The sequence below is a fragment of the Rufibacter sp. XAAS-G3-1 genome (assembly GCF_013623775.1).
Classification (GTDB): domain Bacteria; phylum Bacteroidota; class Bacteroidia; order Cytophagales; family Hymenobacteraceae; genus Nibribacter.
Genome location: NZ_JABFAM010000009.1, coordinates 43,261 through 61,704, shown reverse-complemented (window position 1 = coordinate 61,704; position 18,444 = coordinate 43,261). Strand labels below are relative to the sequence as shown.

Genomic DNA, 18,444 nt, shown 5'->3' with positions numbered 1-18,444 from the left:
AGCATTATTCACTTTCAGGAATAATGCTTGTTTCTGTGAAGCCGGTAAACAGTGTAAAGTAAACGTAGCCCTTATATCGCTTCTTAATGCCAGGGGCAGATGATATAGCAGGGTTTTAGGGGCTGATTTATAGCGCACCTTACAGGCAACCTTGTAAGATACTGTTTTTTACGTCATCAAAAAAATTCAATTTCAGCGACAGGATTGTCCTTGGAGCGGTTGGTTTATACCTCTGGCAGGAATGCGCAGAGAAACAGCTTACGCACAAAGACAGGAAGAACAAGGTCATCTTTACACTGCAAACCTCAAATTTAAACAGGCTCATAGGCCTTTTATACGAAGACGTAAGTGGTTGCCTTAACAGATAGCAGACTTCTCGGCCGCATCTGGTACCTTTGTGGTCTGTTCAAACTGCTCTTCCCATCAACCACCATCTCCTTTCCAAATGAAATCCCTCACTTCTTCCCTGCAGTATTTTGTGGTTCAGAAAGGGAGGATGTCAAACAAAGAAGCGGTACAGGCTATTCTGGCGGGCAGGGTGCTGGTGAACGGAAAGAGGGGGCGGTTACACCAGGTGCTTCGGCCCGAAGATGAGGTGCGGGTAGATGAACTGGTGCTGAAAACACCGCGTCCGTTTACGTATCTGGCTTACTACAAACCGCGTGGCGTTGAGTCTACGCTCAATCCCCAGATTGAGAACAACCTGGCGCAGGCCATAAAGGTTGGGCAGCGGGTTTTCCCGGTGGGGCGGCTGGACAAAGAATCTGAGGGGTTGATGTTGCTCACCGATGACGGCCACCTTTACAACCGCATCAGCCACGCCGGGAACCACCAGGAAAAAGAATACGCGGTGACCGTAGACAAGCCCCTCACCCCGGAAGCACTCACGCAATGGGCGACCGGCGTGGTGATCATGGGCCAAAAGACCCGGCCCGCCCAGGTACAGCAGATAGGAGAGCAGGCGTTTACCATCATCTTAACCCAGGGCCGCAACCGCCAGATCAGGCGTATGTGTTATAAACTGGGGTATGAAGTAGAACAGCTTGTTCGTACCCGTATGGTGAACATTGGCCTGGGAGATCTCGCCCCCGGCAAATGGCGTTCTATTCCCCAACCAGCCCTACAAGAGTTGTTCCAAACGCTTGACCGTTCCCCTTGCTAAGACCATGATTTGATGTTTTGTGCACTTAAAGGGAGAACGGAACTGTTCTTAAGGAAGGATAAGGCATTTTTCTCCATACATGCTCTTCCGGTTCTTTCGGGTTGATGAATCCTGAAAAGTGCCATCCGCAAAAGTTTTCCTACCATGTACACTGCCTTGAAAAGGCGCCGTTGGTGTCACGAAAGTTCACGTGAAGCGATAGAAGCTTATTGATTAATAGACCGGCGCGTCCAGATTTCGTTTACTTTTCCGCCGGTGCTGCTGAGGCCGGTGTGGTGCCAGTTACCGTCTTTTACCTCATAGTTGAAGGTGAGTTGCATGCCTACCCGGTTGTTGTCACGGGAGAAGAACTCAATGTGCTCGGTGTATTTACCGTTCTGGGCCGTGTACGTGCCACCACCGGTGCCGGAGAAAGCGGCGGTTTCTGAGTTGAAGGCAATCCACTGAAAACGGTCGCCCGATAGGATTTTGATGGTTTTGCGGGGGCCGGGCACCATCTGGTTCATCTGTCCATTCTGCCCTTCGCGGCCGCTGATGCGCCAGGCACCGGCCAACGGAGAAGCCGGGTTTTTCTCTGGGACTTTCTCCCAGGTTTGCGGCGCATTGTTCACACCGCTGACGGTCTGGAGTTGCCATTTGCCGTTCTTCCGGATCAAGGTGCCCGTCACCGCAGAACCTACCCTGGTGCTGTCAAAGGTGTTGAATTCGTACTTGGCCGTGAGTTTCCCGTTGGTGAGGGTATAGGTACCGCCATACGTACCCATAAACCTTTTCCCCGCCTTGTCAAAGTGCGCGACCGAGAAAAAGCCATCGGCTAAGGTCTGGACAACGGAGGCTTGGCCTTCCTGCCGGGCTTTACTCACCAGTTGCCAGGCCCCTTCCAGTTCTGCCGCTTTAGGGTTGGCTTGAACAGACGTTAGCTGGTGGTTTTGGGTGATAGTTGTTTCTGGGGAGAAAATGGAAAAACTGCCCCAAAACAAGAGGCCAATCCCCAGCAGTGCCTTGAAAGAGAAGATGGATAGTGTTGCCATAAGAGAGAGAAAGTCTAACCATATTTAATGCATTAAGATACGGAAAATGGAATATTGAAGCCATTATTGGCCTGTTTTCCAGAAAAAACACCCAAACCAGAGACAGGCTAAGCCGCCGAGGAACTATCCAAAGTACGGACAGGTCGCGACCTGTCCTCCCACGCATTCCTGATCCCCACTCGCGCCGCCATTCCTTGCCTATGAACACCAATACTACACAACCTCACCCAAAGAATAAAGGAAGAAGCACCGTATTACTCATTAAACATTATCCTACCAGAAAGCAAAAGTCATTTTTCTCATTTGGCTTCAATTTCTATCTTGCCACCTGTAGCAGAACTTGAACCTGAGAACTATGAAAATCACCTTCTTCAACAGCAAAGTCTATGACAAGCAGTTCTTCACGGAAGCCAACCAGGCGCACGGACAAGAACTGGAGTTTCTGGAGGTTCCCCTCAACGAAAGCACCTGCGTGCTGGCCAAAGGAGCCACGGCGGTGTGCGTGTTTGTCAATGACACCGTAAGTGCCCCCGTGTTGCGCCAACTGGCCGAGGCCGGGGTGCAATTGATAGCTTTACGGTGCGCGGGGTACAACAACGTGGATTTGCCCGTGGCGGCACAACTGGGGCTAAAGGTGGTGCGGGTGCCTGCCTACTCGCCTTATGCGGTGGCGGAACATACGCTGGCTTTGATTTTAACCCTTAACCGCAACACCCACCGGGCTTACAACCGGGTGCGGGAAGGTAATTTCGCCCTGAACGGCTTGATGGGCTTCGACCTGCGCGGCAAAACGGTGGGGCTGATTGGCCTAGGGAACATCGGGCTGATTACCGCCCGTATTCTCAAAGGATTCGGGTGCCGGGTGCTGGGCTATGATGTGCAGGACTGCGCCGAGGCCGCCGAGATAGGAGTGGAGTTCACGTCGTTAGATGATTTGTACGCCCAGTCAGACATTGTATCATTGCACTGTCCGCTTACGCCCCAGACCCACCACCTGATCAATGCCGCTTCCATTGCCCAAATGAAAGACGGCGTCATGCTGATTAACACTAGCCGGGGCGGCCTCATTGACACCCAGGCGGTGATCACGGCCCTTAAATCAGAAAAGATCAAGTACCTGGGCATTGACGTGTACGAAGAGGAGGGAAACCTTTTCTTTGAAGACCTGTCGGGCAAAGTCATTCAGGACGATGTGTTCATGCGGCTTCTGTCCTTCAACAACGTGTTAATCACCGGTCACCAAGCTTTCTTCACTGCCGAAGCCCTGCACAGCATCGCCCAGATCACCCTCCAGAACATCACAGACTTTGAGCAGAAGAAGCCTTTGGTAAATGAGGTGAGGTGAGGGAGTCCTGAGTCCTAAGTTCTGAGTCTTGAGTTAAGGTGGGAATAGGTGTACGTGGTGAGGAACCTGTTATATGTTTTCTCAACAGAGCTTGTGCCGGCAGTTGAATGATTTGATTGTATGTTTTGAGGGAGTTTTTACAAAAAAGCACAAAAAAAGCCCCTCCGTTTGGAGGGGCTTTTAAATAATTTGTCTTTATAGCGAAAGACTAAGCCAGTTTTACGTTGGTGGCGTTTAGTCCTTTTCTTCCTTCTTGAAGATCATAAACTACCTCGTCATTTTCTCTGATTTCGTCAACTAAACCAGATACGTGCACGAAGTACTCCTGATTTGAATTTGTGTCTTTGATGAAGCCGAAGCCTTTGTCATCATTGAAGAATTTTACTGTTCCTTGATTCATAATAGTGATTAATATACCTTAATGACACTCCTATACGGGCAATCGTTCATTATGGCTGTAAGATAAACCAAATACTTTCAGAAACCGGGTTTAAAGCCAGCCACGGCCTATTATCAGTGAAATAATTTTTTCGGGCGCAACCGAAACAGGCAAGAAGGCGGCCTTTTGCCTGCGGTCTCAGGAAGAAACATTCGGCTACTTTTTGCTTAACGGCATGGGTTTAGGGGTGGTGCTGGGGCCTTCCACTACCAGGCGTCCGTCCTTCCGGATGCTCATGCGGTCAATGAACACTACCCGCTCTTCACCCGAGGCTTTGGTGCGGCCGTGGTACACGCAGAACATCTGCTTTCCGTCAGGCGAGTACGCAATGCTGTTGTGGCCTGTGCCGGTGACCTCGCCCCCTTGGTCGGTGTTTTTCTGTAATACCGGGTTGTTGTCGGCTTTCTTGTAGGGGCCCAGCGGGTGTTTGGCGGTAGCGTACCCCACCGCGTAGTTCTTACCCCCGAAGTAATTGGCCGAATACATCATGTAGTAGGTGTCACCGTGTTTGAAGGTGTAAGAGCCCTCCGTCCAGCGGCGGTTCACTTCTTTGGAGGTCACAGAGCGGCTTTCCCACTCGGCCTGGGCATCGTTCATTGTAAGGGGTGGCCTGAGCAAAAGCACCGGTTCGCCAATCACCCCGCTGAAGTCGGGTTTGAGTTCAACGCCGTACACCCAGCTTTCCTCAATCTCTTGGAACAAGCCAGATTTCTTTGCCCAGTCGGCCACCTCGCTTTGTACGGGGTGCTTGTAGGCGCAGCGCGAATAGTAGAGGTACATCTTGCCGTTGGGGTCAAAGTACACATTGGCGTCAATGATGGGGTACCCGGGGTCAAAGATGGGCTTGTCGCTGAGGTGTTTGAAAGGGCCGGTAGGTTTATCGGCCACGGCCACGCCAATTCTAAAATTCTCTTCCTCGTTGTTGGGGTTCACGCGCCAGTCGGCAGAGTAGAAGAGGTAGTACTTGTCTTTCACTTTGTACACCTCGGGTGCCCAGAAATTCTTCACGTCCCAGGAGCCGTTGGTATTGCCCCTGAACACCTGTCCCTCGCTTTTCCAGTTTACCAGGTCTTTTGACGAATACGTGCCGAAACCGTCTTTGGCCCCGCCACCGGTGCCGTACATGTAATACAGCTTACTGGGCGCGTCATACAACACGTACGGGTCTCCGAACTCCACCGGCAGCGGATTCTTGTACATGCCGGTTTTCACCGTTGGGGCGGGTGCTTTGGTCGGCACTTGTGCCGCAAGTTCTGGACTGGTGAACATAAGACCTAACGAGATCGCGATCAAACTCTTTCTTAAATACATAGGCAGTGGGAACATTGGATCTTCTTGACTCTTAAAGATAAGCAAAAGAAAGCAGGCCAGGAACACCCCTAAACCTCAGGAAAGATAAGAAAGCCGTTCAGATTTTATCATTTTGCTTTTGGCGTAAGCGTACATTGCAAATCAGAAATGCCTGCGGACGCTTGCACCAGGGAGAATCAGGAAAGCTTCTTTCATCAACGCCTCAACGCTGACGTTACGTAACCAGAACGCAGCCCCGCAGATGCGTTTAGGGGCTGTTTTTCAGAAAACAGCCCCTAAACGCAGAAGCCTGTGAGGTCTCCAAGACCTCACAGGCTTAGAAGAAACTGGCGCGAGACTCCCGTCTGGTGCCAAAGGATGAAGCGAGTCTCCAGACTCGCCGGGAACCACCAGCAGAATGGCGTAGGCAAACGGCAATAGCGTTTATTGACCGCTTTCCCGGTACGCCCACCAGATCCTTTCAGGAGGACAAAAACGATAGCTTCATTTGCCCTGCTACTTAAAAGAAACTCTTGATTTTAGACATGACCATGGTTTTCTCCTTCACCAGGAAATTGGCTTTCGCCAGTTGGCGGCCGGTCTCGTCATAGATCTCTACTTTGTGGTCACCGGCCACAAAGGTGGTGTCGCGGTCGCTTCCCCAGCCAGACAGGTACAGGTACTCTTCCTGCGGACTGTAGTGGAGGGTGGCCGCAAAGGAGTAGCCGCTGGGGGAGGACTTCGGGTTGAAATACAGTTGGCCGTTTGGTTTCATGTACTTCACCAGCACGTTCAGTTGGCCGGGTTTATCAGCGAGTACCGCAATTTTAAGGCGGCTGAAGATGTATTTGATAGCGGCGCGGTCAAACGAGGTGCCGTACACATTCGGCGTAGCCGAGTTGAAAAAGTCCATGTGTTCCACCAGAAACGGCTGAAGGCGCGCTACGTGGGCGTATTGGCTTTTTACCGTTACCAGCTCTTTCTGTAGTTCGTGGACGTTCAGCTGCTGGGCGGCTTTCTCTTTTTCCAGTTCCTGTAGTTTGCTCTGGGCCGTGCGCTTTTGGGTTGTCTCTAGTTCGAGTTCGCGGGTTTTACGCTGCACTTCCTGCTGCGAGGCGGCCGCCGTTTTCTTTTGTTCTTCCAGTTGCTGTTGCAGCGCCTGTTTCTGGGCATGGCTGGTTTCCAGCGCCTGGGCTTTGGCCCGAAGCTCGGTTTGGTCTTTGGCCGCCTGCTGCTCTAATTGCTGGAGCGTGGCGTGCAGTTTTGTTTCTTCCTGCGTGAGAACCTTGAGTTTGTCTTGCAAAGCCTGCAACTGGAGAGAAGCCTGGGCCCGTTCGTTTTCCTTGGTTTCCAGAAGAGTCTGGAGACGGGCGGTTTCCTGCTCAGAACGGGCGGACTTTGCCTGGAGCTCTTTTACGTTTAAGGCTAGTTGGGCCAGTTCGCTTTCCTTGGTTTTTAACAAGGCCGTATAGCGGGAGGCTTCCTGCTCCAGGTGCTGGATTCTGGCCTGTAGGGTTTGCTTGGCTTTTGTTTCTGCGTGCAGCTCCTTGGTTTTCTGCTCCAGAAGCTGCTGCTGCCGGGCTGCTTCGGATATTGAATCCTGAATTTTGGTGAGCAGTTCCTGCTTTTGCTCTTTTTGCTGTTGCAGGGCTTCGGTTTCCTGCTGCAAGGCATTGGTCTTGTCCTGCAATGCCTGCTTGAATTGCGCGAGGGAGAGTTCCAGGTCGTGTACCTGGTTCTGGAGCGCCTGTTTTTGGGTGTTGGCTTCCTGCAGTTGGCTTTGCTGCTGCCGGTTTTTCTCTGCTTTAGAGGCAGAGGCCACCGGAGGCTGTTGTTGGCGTTGCTCCAACTCCTGCAATTGCCCTTGCAGGGTTTTCCGTTGCTGCAAGGCTAGTTCCAGTTCTTTGGTCTTGCCCTGTAGTTCACTTTTGATGTGCCCGGCTTGGGATTCCAGTTCCGCGATGCGGGCTTTCTGCCGATCAGCTTCCTGCGTTAAGGTTTGTTGCTGCTTTTTCTGGTGCTGCTGCTGGTTTACCGCTAGCATCAACTCCTGCACCCGTTTCTCCAGCGTCTGTTTGAGCTGCGCCTCTTGCTTCTGTTCCTTTGTCTTGCCGGTTAATTTCTGGTTTGCTTCCCGCAGCTCCTGCTCCAGGACGTTAATCCTTTGGGCTGCCTGCTGCAACTCGGGTTTCAGCAGATGCGCTTTTTGGGAGGATTTCTGCAATTCCAGCTCCAGGGCCTGGATTCTTCGCTGTAGTTCCTGCTGCTGAATGCTGTCGGTTGCCTTTTCGGCTGTATGCTGGTTTTTCCGAAGCGAAGCGGTTTCCTGCTCCAGTTCCTTTATTTTTTTCTCAAGGGTACTTCTTTCGTTTTTGACCTCAAACAGGGCTTTCACAAAGTGCTCCAGCTCCTGGTTCAAGGATTGCTTTTCTTCCAGGAGAGCGTTCATTTGCTCGGTCTGGTCGCGCAGCTTCAGTTCTAGCCGCGCCACCTGGTACTCCATGTTCCTGATGTTGCTGGGGATGACGGGCGCGCTGGCCACCGCGGGCCTGAACCGCCGGCTGTCATAGCTCCGCTTTTTCTCCAGGTCAGATAAAACTTCGTACGCCTCTTTTACTTCTTTGAAATATTCCTCGAAAAACGGTTCGCCCTGGTTTAAATCTGGGTGTATTTTTTTTGATAGTTTGCGGTAAGCGTCTTTGATTTCCGGTTGAGAAGCTGTTTCCTTTATTCCAAGAAGTTGATAGTAATTCTTATTCATGCTAAATTTTACCTGTTGCAGCAGTATAGCTTAGTTTTCACCCCCATGTCCCGTTAAAGTCAGGGGCCGAAGCTGCGCTTTTATTGGATTTATCTATACAAACCACCAATATAGCTATATTTATACTCGTTCAGACTATCTTTTCATTATATCTGGTTATTATTACTTTTCAGGACATCAGCACCTCTGGGCATCCTCTTCATTACAGCAAAATTCCAGCTGAACTCAGCCGGTCCTTAAAGCTTCGCGTTTTTTGTATTATTTCTAAAAAGAAGCCTAAATACCAGTTAAGATGGCAGGAGCGAGCCCCACCTCTCTTTATGTAGAGCTGATCGTTTTGGGCCTGTTTTGCAGAAAACAGGCCCAAAACGAAGAAACCTGTGAGGTCTCCAAGACCTCACAGGTTTAAAACCAACTGGCGTGAGACCCCAGTCTCGTGCCACGGGATGAAGCAAGTCTCCAGAATCGCCGGGAGCCACCGGCCAGAGGGCGGAACGTCCAGTAACCATATCTATAAGAAGTTCATGTTGGAGTAAGCCTGTTTTGCCTCTCTGGTTTAGAGTTGGCTCCTGTTCGTAAGGGCAGAAGAACAACGGGTCTTTATCTTCGCAAGCTTTTCTGCATAGATTTTGGTAAATTGGCCCAAATATGAGTTCAGGTAACCCCACTCCCTACGCTATGCCTTCCCAGAATGCCATGCCCGACTTGTACCTTGCGCTAATTGAACAAACCGGCCAAGCTTTTTTTGCCTATGACCTAGGCTCAGCTACGTGTACGTATAGGAGCCCGGCATTTAAGACGTCCTTAAAGATACCGGCAGAAAAGATGCAGCCTGCGGCCTTGCTGGCCCTGGTGCACCCAGAAGACCAGCCATTTGTACAGGAACGGCTCACGGGCTTGCTGGCCAAGGGTACTGTTTCTATCCTTGAGTTCCGGATCCAGTTTCCTGGTGAGCAGGAGCAATGGCTGTGCCTGACACCGGCTCTTCTGGATACACCCGAGGGAAAACTTTTGATAGGCCATGTCACGGAGGTTTCGGCCCAACGGCAGTACAACGACCATCTCAAGAAATTCTCCAACAAAAAGAATTCCGTCCTGAACATTCTTGCCCATGATCTGGCGGGCCCCTTAGGAATGATCCAGAACCTCTCTGAGCTACTCACCGACCAGCTGAAGGCAACAGATGACCCGGAGACCCTGGAAATCCTGCACCTGATTGAACGGATAAGCAAACAAGGGACTGATATGTTACGGGAGTTCATGGCCCAGGAATTCCTGGAATCATCCCATACCGAAGTGATTAGCAGACGGGTGAATCTGGTGGAGAAGATGGGGGAGGCCCTCAATGTGTACCAGATTATTGGGCACGAATTGTTGCCGAAGGAAGTGACGTTCCTTCCCAGCAGCGAAGAGATCTACGTGGAGTTGGACGACCTCAAATTCATGCAGGTCATCACCAACCTCATCTCCAACGCCCTCAAATTCACGCCCGACGGGGGAATTATCACGGTAACCCTGGAAGAGGAAGACACCAGTATTTTAATCAAAGTAGCCGACAACGGCGTAGGAATCCCACAGAAGTACCATGACACCCTCTTTGATAAGTTCACGAACGCCAGAAGACCAGGGTTGAAAGGGGAAAGATCAGTAGGGCTGGGGATGTCCGTTGTGAAAACCATTGTGGAGTGGCACCACGGAAAAATCTGGTTTGAAAGTGAAGAGGAAAAAGGCACCACCTTCTACATTCGGTTACCCAAGAATAGACCAACTACAGACGAAGCAAAGTAATCTCTTTACTTCCTGACGGCTTGGGGTTTGAGCATAGGAACCTCCCCCCAACCCCTCTCCCGCGGAGAGGGGAGCCCCGCTGATCCGTTTAGAGGCTATTTTGCGGAAAGCGGGCCGGAAACGGCATTGGTGCAGACACTCTTCAAACATGCTCTCAAATAGATTGCCTGCGCGCACGTGCCACACCAGATTTGGTCAGGTAGAGAAGGGGAGGTTCATTGATGTGGCTTATGGCTAATAAGCCCTCTTCTGCCAATTCGTTGGAAAGAGACAGCACGTGACCCAACGGAAGATTAACCTCTTTTGCAATTTCATGCGAAGCCGTGGGGTGGTCATGTGGCTCTGGATGCCTCCTGACTTTCATAAATAAAGCAGAGAGGATTGAATCCTTTTTTTCCATGGTCACTCTTAAAAATAAAAGGTCTTTCCCTGTCCCATAAAGTTAAACACAGAGGCACTTGGGTGTAGATGGCATGTTCTTGCTTTTGAGAGCATGTTTAAATTTTGGATTCGTAAGCGCAAACGGCAAGCGTAAGGTTCTGCGGAAGTGGTTTTTGAGCCTCGTAGCAGCGCTACGAAGGCAAAGAAAGCGCAAACGCAGGTTCTTGCTATGGCCGTTTGCAGCACGAAAGACAAATTTTTAACCTGCTCTGAGGCGTTTATGTGAAAATAGGCATCTAACGTGTTTCAAAAGAAATATACTGCAAGGGTAGAAACCTGCCTTTGAGCCAGAGGCCCTTCGTTGGATTTTAGTGGTGCGGAGCGTTTGCAGCCTGAAGCTTTACCGGGTAACATCAGATGCCTGGCACGCCAGGATGTAATAGGAATCAACATCATCTTCCCGTAGGGAGAAGGCGACTGTGTTAAAATCGTCTCCTCCTCTGTCTTCCAGAGGAAAATAATAGGTTATAGTTATCCCAAACAGGTTAAAGGCCTGTGAGGTGAGTTTAGGGGTGTAGTGATCCAGAATAATTTCTAGTACTTCCTTTGAAACCTGTTCCTTCGCAAATCTTTCCATGCACATTGTACTACAAAAGGCGTGCTAATTTTTTAAGCGCGGCAAGATTGTATTTTATAAAGTATAAAGCAAAGAAAAGTGAACGTAACAGGATAAATTTCTGTTTGAAGAAGCTATATTAAATTTACCCTATATAGCTCTTTGCCAAGTGGTTCCTCAAAGTAAGCCCGAGCTTAATAAAGCTACAAAGGGAGTAGAGGAAATGTAGTATTTGGCACCTGTGTGGAGTTTTTTCTAAAAGCCTATTTCAACGCATAAAAACGATTTGCATGCCAGAGTAAGGAATGGACTCAACTACTCATTACAACAAGTAAAGCCCACCCACCATAGCAAGAACCTATCTTGTGCATCCACGTTGGTCTACAGATAGAGTAGAACCCTCAAATCAAAAATAACCACGTCTATGGTTGAACGCCTGGTCTATAGGATGCCGAAGGCTGGCTCCATCAAAAATCTGAGCCTCCTCAAAGAAACCCTGGAGAAGCCCGCAGCCATGGAAGTGTGCGTGCAGGTAAAGTCCATCGGGCTGAACTTTGCCGATATCTTTGCCATGCAGGGGCTGTACAGTGCCACGCCCGAGGGTTCTTTTATCCCCGGCCTGGAATTCTCTGGGGTGATTATAGCGGTGGGGGAAGAGGTGACCGCATGGAACGTGGGCGACAAAGTAATGGGCGTTACCAGGTTTGGCGGCTATGTCTCGCACCTCAACTTGCATCATAGATATGTGATCTCACTTCCGCCAACCTGGAGTTTTGAAGAAGGGGCGGGGTTTCTGGTGCAGGGACTAACGGCCTATTACGCCCTTACCCAGCTAGGCAATCTGCAGCAGGGCATGACCGTGCTGATTCATAGCGCGGCAGGCGGGGTTGGTATTCTGGCCAACCGCATCTGTAAAAAGTTTGGGGCCTTTACTATTGGGAGCGTAGGGCAACAGAACAAAGTGAAATTTCTGCTGGAGGAAGAAAGGTACGATGACGTTATTCTTAGAGACAATGATTTTCCGGCGAAACTGGAAAAAGCCCTCCAGAACCGCCCTCTCCAATTGATTCTGGAGTGCGTGGGCGGTAAGATCCTGGAGCAGGGCTGGCAAGCATTGGCGCCCATGGGCAGAATGGTGGTGTACGGCAATGCCAGTTTCTCTAGTCACGGTTCCAAACCCAACTACCCAAAACTCATCTGGAAATTCCTCCGGCGGCCCAGAATTGACCCTTTGCGCCTACCCACCGAAAACAAATCTTTGATGGGGTTCAACCTGATCTATCTCTATGAACAGACCGACCTGATGCTGGGCTTACTGAGCCAACTGCAGGCCTTGGACTTAAAGCCCCAGCACATTGGGCACGTCTACAAACTTGAGGAAATGCACACCGCCATCCGCCTGTTCCAACAAGGCAAAACGGTAGGCAAGGTGGTGGTGGTGGTGTAAAGGCTCCTGTTTCTAGACTGTCTTTTTCTGGAGAAACGGTGTAGGGTTTTCAATGCAAATCGCCAAGCGGCTGCACAGGCGCAGGCGTTCGCTGGAGGTTCTGTTTTCAGGCTCTCTTCTGAAAAACAGCCCGAAAACAGAAACTTCCGCCCCTAAGGGCGCAAACAGACGCATGTGCCAGTAACAAATTCACTCTCACTACAGAGCTTTAAGCCATACCTACATGAACGGCATTTTACTGACAGGTTATTCGGTCATCATTACCCTTGCCTGGGTCTGCGGAAGTATTTACCTACTCGTCAATGGCCGGAAGGTGAACTATCTAAAGGCGCTCTCGCCCCAGCCTCTTTTCCCTGAACCGCAGGTCGCCATCATTATCGCCGTGAAAGACGAGGAAGCTGATTTGGAACAAGCCCTCTCCAGCATCTGCCAACTTGATTACAGGAACGCCAGCATCATCGTCATCAATGATCGTTCTACAGACCGTACGCCGGAAATACTGCAGAAGATGGCGCGGGAAAACCCCGGCCTTACCGTCATCACCATCAAAGAACTTCCCGAAGGCTGGTTAGGGAAAAACCATGCCTTGTACCAGGGGTATCTTGCTTCTTCAGAAGAATGGATGCTTTTCACCGACGCCGATGTCATCTTCCGCCGGCAGGCCTTAAAGAAAGCCATGCAGTATGTGGCGGCGAACCGGTTAGATCATTTGGCAGTGCTGCCGGAGATCACCTCCCGCTCCCGGCTGTTCCAAAGCATGATGAACACGTTCGCCATTATGCTGGAGATGCGGCAACGTCCCTGGGCTGTCAGCAATCCTTCGTCAAAGGCGTCTATTGGCATTGGGGCCTTCAACCTGGTGAAACGCCGCGCCTATGAAAAAGCCGGAACCCACACCGCCATCTCCCTCCGGCCCGATGATGACCTGAAGTTGGGAGAGCGCCTAAAAGCCGCGGGACTGCGGCAGGACGTGTTGTACGGCGAAAAGGAAGTATCGCTGGAATGGTATACCAGCCTGCGCGAATTTGTGAATGGGCTCATGAAAAACACGTTCTCCATCTCCAACTATCACCTGCCCACCGCTTTAGGGATGGCACTGGCCACCTTGCTGGTCTTTGTGCTACCGTTGCCTTTGCTGCTGCTATCTGGTAAATCGGGCTGGGCTCTGGCCTTGGTTATGCTCACCTCCCAAATCTTGCTGATGCTTTTCAAAAGCGGGGTACATGGGAAATGGTGGCATGCCCTCATGGTTCCGCTGGCCGGCTCCCTCATGGTCTACATTCTCCTGAAATCGGCTTTCAAAACCGTAAGGCAGGGCGGTATCTATTGGCGCGACAGCTTCTACCCATTAGCAGAACTGAAGAAGCAGCGGTAACGCTGATGCGTTTTAGGGCTGTTTTGCGGAAAACGGGCCCAAAACGCGGAAACCTGTGAGGTCTTGGAAACCTCACAGGTTCAGAACCAACTGGCGCGAGACTCCCGTCTCGTGACAAAGGATGAAGCGAGTCTTCAGCCTCGCCGGGAACCAAGGGCAGGCGTGCAGAACGTCAGTTTAGGGTATCCTTTCTAAAGGAAAATAGAAGTAAGAGAGATCCCTCCTGAAGGGAAGAATGCGGTACGTTTCCTGAAAAGGCCTTGGTTTTAAGCCTTCTTTTCAGAAAACACCGCCAAAACAGACTTCCGGTTGCGCTGCACCCGCTGCCTTTTCCATGGGCGGTTACAAGAGATCTATCACTTCTTCCTGAATCAGGAATGCTCTTTATGCCTTATTGCCTCCCCATCTTCTTTTGTAATGAATAAAAAAGCCACATTTTTACGCCATGATACATCAGATAAAAAGAGGTGCCTTTTCCGGACTAATGCTTTTGTCATTCGGGTTCATGTTCTCCTGCCGGCCTACGTGCCCCATTAATTCGTGCCAGACCCGCATGGTGCACCGGCATGGCGAGGGCGAGTACCGGGGCATGCCCTGGTATAAAAAACAGAATCCCAGAATTGGCGAGAAACTCCAGAAGCCTTCTAAAGAAATGCAGCAGCAGATGGAGGGGAAGAGTAGCCGTAAGAAAAGCAAAAATTAGCAAATCACTATCTTTTTTCGTAAATTGCAGGCTTACAAATAGTACAAATTTTAAGCTCTCTTGAAGTAAAATGGCAGAAAACGAGCGGATAATTCCCATCAACATAGAAGACGAAATGCGCGGGGCGTACATTGACTATTCAATGTCCGTTATCATTTCCCGGGCCCTTCCGGATGTGCGGGATGGCCTTAAACCAGTGCACCGCCGCGTGTTGTATGGGATGTCTGAATTAGGGGTTTCCTATAACAAAGCATACAAGAAATCGGCCAGGATAGTAGGAGAGGTGCTGGGGAAATACCACCCGCACGGCGACTCCTCGGTGTATGACACCATGGTGCGCATGGCCCAGCCTTGGTCTCTGCGCTACCCACTGGTAGACGGGCAGGGGAACTTCGGTTCCATTGACGGCGACTCACCGGCCGCCATGCGTTACACCGAGGCCCGCCTGAAGCGAATCGCCGATGAATTGCTGGCCGACCTGGAGAAGAACACCGTTGATTTCGTTCCCAACTTTGACGATTCCCTCAAAGAGCCCAGCGTTTTCCCGGCTAAATTCCCGAACCTGCTGGTAAACGGAACCTCTGGTATTGCGGTAGGCATGGCCACCAACATGGCGCCCCACAACCTCACCGAGGTAGTGAACGGCACCATCGCCTATATTGAAGACCCAGAGATTTCCATCGCAGACCTGATGAAGTACATCACCGCCCCGGATTTCCCGACGGGCGGCATCATCTTTGGGTATGACGGGGTGAAGAATGCCATGGAAACCGGACGGGGCCGCGTGATTGTACGGGCCAGGGCGGTGATTGAAACCAACAAGAACGGCAAAGACCAGATCATCGTCACCGAGATTCCTTACATGGTGAACAAAGCCGCCATGATTGAGAAAACGGCGGCGCTTATCAATGACAAAAAGATTGAAGGCATCTCTGACCTGCGCGATGAGTCTGACCGCGAAGGTCTGCGCATTGTGTATGATCTAAAACGCGATGCCGTCGCCAACGTGGTACTGAACAACCTGTTCAAATACACGCAGCTGCAGTCTTCCTTCGGGGTGAACAACGTAGCGTTGGTGGCTGGTCGGCCGATGACATTGAACCTGAAAGACCTGATCAAGCACTTTGTGGAGCACCGCCATGAAGTGGTGATCCGCAGAACGCAGTACGAACTGGAAGAAGCCCGCAAACGCGCCCACATTCTGGAAGGCTTGCTCATCGCCTTGGATAACTTAGACGAAGTCATCAACCTCATCAGGGCTTCCAGAGACCCGGAGGTTGCCCGTGCCGGTTTGATTGAGCGTTTCCAGCTTTCCGATATTCAGGCCCGCGCCATCCTGGAGATGCGTCTGCAGCGGTTGACCGGTCTGGAGCGTGACAAGATTGAGAAAGAATACAACGAGCTGAAGCAGCTGATTGATTATTATATCAGCGTGTTAGCCGATGAGGGCTTACGCATGGACATCATCAAGCAGGAACTGGTGGACATCCGGGAGCGCTACGGAGACGAACGCCGCACCGCCATTGAAATGGTATCCAGCGACATCTCGCTGGAAGACATGATCCCGGATGAGAACATGGTGATCACCATTTCGCACGAAGGCTACGTGAAAAGAACACCGCTTACCGAGTACCGCAGCCAAAGCAGGGGCGGGGTTGGTTCCAGAGGAGCCGCCACGTCTAAGCAAGATGACTTCACCGAACACTTGTTTATTGCCAGCACCCACAATTATCTACTGATCTTCACAGAGTCTGGTAAAGTTTTCTGGCTCAAGGTGTACGAAGTGCCCGAAGGCGGAAAAACCACCAAAGGCCGCGCCATCCAGAACCTGATCAATATTGAGAAGGAAGATAAAGTGCGGGCGGTGATCAACGTAAGTGGCCTGAAGAACCCAGACTATGTGCTGAACAACTATCTGGTGTTCTGTACGGAGCAGGGTACCATTAAGAAAACGCCGCTGGAGGCCTATTCCAGACCAAGACAAGCCGGTATCCAGGCCATCACCATCAATGAAGGAGACCGTTTATTGGACGTGCAACTGACCAACGGGGCCAACGACATCATCATCGCGTTGCGTTCCGGAAGAGCCGTTCGCTTCCCTGAGGAAAAAGTACGCACCATGGGCCGTACCGCGGCCGGGGTACGCGGCATTACGCTGGCCGGCGAAGATGACAAAGTAGTTGGTATGGTTTGTGTTCATAACCCAGATACCAATTTGCTGGTAGTTTCTGAAAAGGGCTTCGGAAAGCGTTCTTCGCTGGAAGAGTACCGGATCACGAACCGCGGCGGTAAAGGGGTGAAAACCTTGAACGTTACGGAGAAAACCGGACACTTGGTAGCCATTATGGGCGTGATTGACAGTGATGACATCATGATCATTAACCGGTCAGGTATCTCCATCAGGTTACGGGTGGCAGATTTAAGAATCATCGGTCGGGTATCGCAGGGTGTGAGGCTGATCAGACTGAACGAAGGCGATGAGATTTCATCGGTAGCCAAGATTGAGGTAGAAGACAAGGCAGAAGTGGTGCTGAGTGAGTCTGATCTGCCTGCTCCTGAAGTGCCGCTGGACGAAGCTTTGAATCCGGAGGACATGATTGATCCAATCACTGAAGATGATCTGGAGGAAGAGGAAGAACTGGACGATGATGTGATTGATCCAGGCACTTCCTCAGATCTTTTAGACCCTGATACTATCAGTGAGAACTAAGAGCATAAAATTTTAGTTATTAAATTGCACAAACAACCAATAAACCAAACTTAAAGAGAGCAATGAAAAAGTTTTTTTTAACAGCAGCAGCGGTAGTGTCCATGCAGATGGCTTTTGCGCAAACGTCTGCCGTTACTTCTGCTATCATGTACCAGCAGAAAGGAACCTTAGATAAGGCCAAAGAAGAGATTGACAAAGCCGTTGTGCACGAGAAAACTGCTAATAACGCCAAAGCCTGGTATTACAAAGGTGTCATTTACCAAGACATTGCGGGTCACCCGGTATATGGAAAGTTATTGGATCCGGCAGTGGCTTCTAAACAAGCGTATGAAGCGTTTTCAAAAGTTCCGGCCCTGGAAGTGAAGAAACAAGAATTCACCGAAGAGGCTAACAAGCGCAAAGAGATCTTGGTGGGTAACATGTATGCCTATGCCCTCAATGCCGGGGTAGAGCACTACAACAACAAGAAATTTGACGATGCCAAGAAGGCGTATATGGAGGCGATTACTTACAAGCCCGAAGATACCACGGCTTATATCTACGCCGCGTACGCCGCAGCCGGTGCCGAAGACTTTGCCGGAGCAAAGCAACTGTACACGCAGTTAGTAGACAAAAACCTTGCTTCTCCAGCGGTATTTGGCCAGCTGTTGTACATTGCCACCAATGTTGACAAAAACGAAAAAGAGGCCTTAGCCGTCTTAGAGAAAGCCCGCGCCAAATACCCCAACGACAAAAACTTCATGCTACAGGAACTAGACCTGTTCCTGAAATCTGGCCGTGAAAAAGAAAGCATGGACAAACTGGACGCCGCTATCAAAGCAGACCCAAACAATGCTAACCTGCACACGGTACGTGGTAACATTCTGGAAAGGTTGAAAAAACCGGAAGAGGCCTTGGCTTCTTACCAGAAAGCCGCCCAAATTGATCCTAACAACTTTGATGCACAATTCAACCTTGGGGTGTATTACTTCAACAAAGGCGCGAACCTGAACAACAAGGCCAACAAAATGAGCTTGGCTGAGTATCAGAAAAGCGGTAAAGCCGTACAAGCCGAAGCCAAAAAGTACTTCGTTCAGGCTTTGCCTTACTTTGAAAACGCTTTGAAAGCACAGCCGAAAGACCGTACCACCGTGCAATCACTGCTTAAGGTATACACCGCCCTAGATAAAACAGCTGAAGCCAAACGCATGGATACGTTGTTGCAATCTCTATAATCAGATCAAACACCATAAAAAAAGGGGCTCTGTCTGAGCCCCTTTTTTTATGGTGTTTTCTGTAAGGAAACCGGGTACACTATAATGCGCCTTAGAAGGAGAGGGCGGAGCCCGAAAACTACCCCTCGCCTTTGCAGGGAAACGGGGACAAACGACATAGTAAGTACGCGGACAAAATTAAT

At 50.5% G+C, this 18,444-nt stretch carries 14 protein-coding genes; 8 read left to right on the top strand and 6 right to left on the bottom strand.

The window, feature by feature from the left end:
• Positions 1 to 445 precede the first annotated feature (445 nt).
• Positions 446 to 1,162 carry a pseudouridine synthase gene (locus HHO50_RS11825; RefSeq protein ID WP_181306266.1) on the top strand — a complete coding sequence of 239 codons (717 nt, stop codon included), beginning with the start codon at positions 446 to 448 and terminating at the stop codon, positions 1,160 to 1,162.
• Positions 1,163 to 1,368: 206 nt separating this feature from the next.
• Here the strand turns inward: HHO50_RS11825 and HHO50_RS11820 are convergent, their stop codons facing one another.
• Entirely contained in the window at positions 1,369 to 2,193 is an 825-nt protein-coding gene (locus HHO50_RS11820; RefSeq protein WP_181306265.1) for a membrane or secreted protein, read from the bottom strand.
• A 355-nt stretch (positions 2,194 to 2,548) separates the two neighbouring features.
• On the opposite strand from HHO50_RS11820, the gene HHO50_RS11815 reads away from it, so the two are divergent.
• The gene (locus HHO50_RS11815) at positions 2,549 to 3,538 is read left to right on the top strand and encodes a 2-hydroxyacid dehydrogenase (RefSeq protein ID WP_181306264.1); all 990 of its coding nucleotides are present in this window, start codon (positions 2,549 to 2,551) and stop codon (positions 3,536 to 3,538) included.
• 208 nt (positions 3,539 to 3,746) lie between these two features.
• On the opposite strand, the gene HHO50_RS11810 is transcribed toward HHO50_RS11815, so the two are convergent.
• The 3 genes from HHO50_RS11810 to HHO50_RS21050 all read right to left on the bottom strand — a co-directional run bounded on the left by HHO50_RS11810 (position 3,747) and on the right by HHO50_RS21050 (position 8,028).
• Positions 3,747 to 3,938, bottom strand: a complete 192-nt coding sequence (locus HHO50_RS11810) for a cold-shock protein (RefSeq protein WP_181306263.1) — start codon at positions 3,936 to 3,938, stop codon at positions 3,747 to 3,749.
• A 195-nt stretch (positions 3,939 to 4,133) separates the two neighbouring features.
• Entirely contained in the window at positions 4,134 to 5,246 is a 1,113-nt protein-coding gene (locus tag HHO50_RS11805; RefSeq protein ID WP_181306262.1) for a glycoside hydrolase family 43 protein, read from the bottom strand.
• Between the two features lie 541 nt (positions 5,247 to 5,787).
• On the bottom strand, positions 5,788 to 8,028 hold the full coding sequence (locus tag HHO50_RS21050; RefSeq protein WP_219921527.1) for a DnaJ domain-containing protein: 2,241 nt from the start codon (positions 8,026 to 8,028) through the stop codon (positions 5,788 to 5,790).
• A gap of 678 nt (positions 8,029 to 8,706) precedes the next feature.
• On the opposite strand from HHO50_RS21050, the gene HHO50_RS11795 reads away from it, so the two are divergent.
• A complete protein-coding gene (locus HHO50_RS11795; protein WP_181306261.1) occupies positions 8,707 to 9,816 on the top strand; it encodes a PAS domain-containing sensor histidine kinase in 1,110 nt (369 codons plus the stop codon).
• Between the two features lie 154 nt (positions 9,817 to 9,970).
• Here the strand turns inward: HHO50_RS11795 and HHO50_RS11790 are convergent, their stop codons facing one another.
• Both HHO50_RS11790 and HHO50_RS11785 read right to left on the bottom strand, forming a co-directional pair.
• On the bottom strand, positions 9,971 to 10,216 hold the full coding sequence (locus HHO50_RS11790; RefSeq protein ID WP_181306260.1) for a hypothetical protein: 246 nt from the start codon (positions 10,214 to 10,216) through the stop codon (positions 9,971 to 9,973).
• A 381-nt stretch (positions 10,217 to 10,597) separates the two neighbouring features.
• Complete coding sequence (locus HHO50_RS11785) at positions 10,598 to 10,834, bottom strand: hypothetical protein (RefSeq protein WP_181306259.1); 237 nt, start codon at positions 10,832 to 10,834, stop codon at positions 10,598 to 10,600.
• A 403-nt stretch (positions 10,835 to 11,237) separates the two neighbouring features.
• Between HHO50_RS11785 and HHO50_RS11780 the strand changes: the two genes are divergently transcribed.
• The 5 genes from HHO50_RS11780 (at position 11,238) to HHO50_RS11760 (ending at position 18,262) form a co-directional block, all read left to right on the top strand.
• Positions 11,238 to 12,260 (top strand): zinc-binding dehydrogenase, encoded by a 1,023-nt coding sequence (locus HHO50_RS11780; protein ID WP_181306258.1) that lies wholly within the window; start codon positions 11,238 to 11,240, stop codon positions 12,258 to 12,260.
• Between the two features lie 223 nt (positions 12,261 to 12,483).
• Positions 12,484 to 13,635: a glycosyltransferase family 2 protein gene (locus tag HHO50_RS11775; RefSeq protein WP_181306257.1), complete on the top strand. Its 1,152-nt coding sequence runs from the start codon at positions 12,484 to 12,486 to the stop codon at positions 13,633 to 13,635.
• Between the two features lie 445 nt (positions 13,636 to 14,080).
• Complete coding sequence (locus HHO50_RS11770) at positions 14,081 to 14,338, top strand: hypothetical protein (RefSeq protein ID WP_181306256.1); 258 nt, start codon at positions 14,081 to 14,083, stop codon at positions 14,336 to 14,338.
• Positions 14,339 to 14,408: 70 nt separating this feature from the next.
• Positions 14,409 to 17,048, top strand: a complete 2,640-nt coding sequence (gyrA, locus tag HHO50_RS11765) for a DNA gyrase subunit A (RefSeq protein WP_181306255.1) — start codon at positions 14,409 to 14,411, stop codon at positions 17,046 to 17,048.
• A gap of 62 nt (positions 17,049 to 17,110) precedes the next feature.
• Entirely contained in the window at positions 17,111 to 18,262 is a 1,152-nt protein-coding gene (locus tag HHO50_RS11760; protein ID WP_181306254.1) for a tetratricopeptide repeat protein, read from the top strand.
• Positions 18,263 to 18,444: the final 182 nt, after the last annotated feature.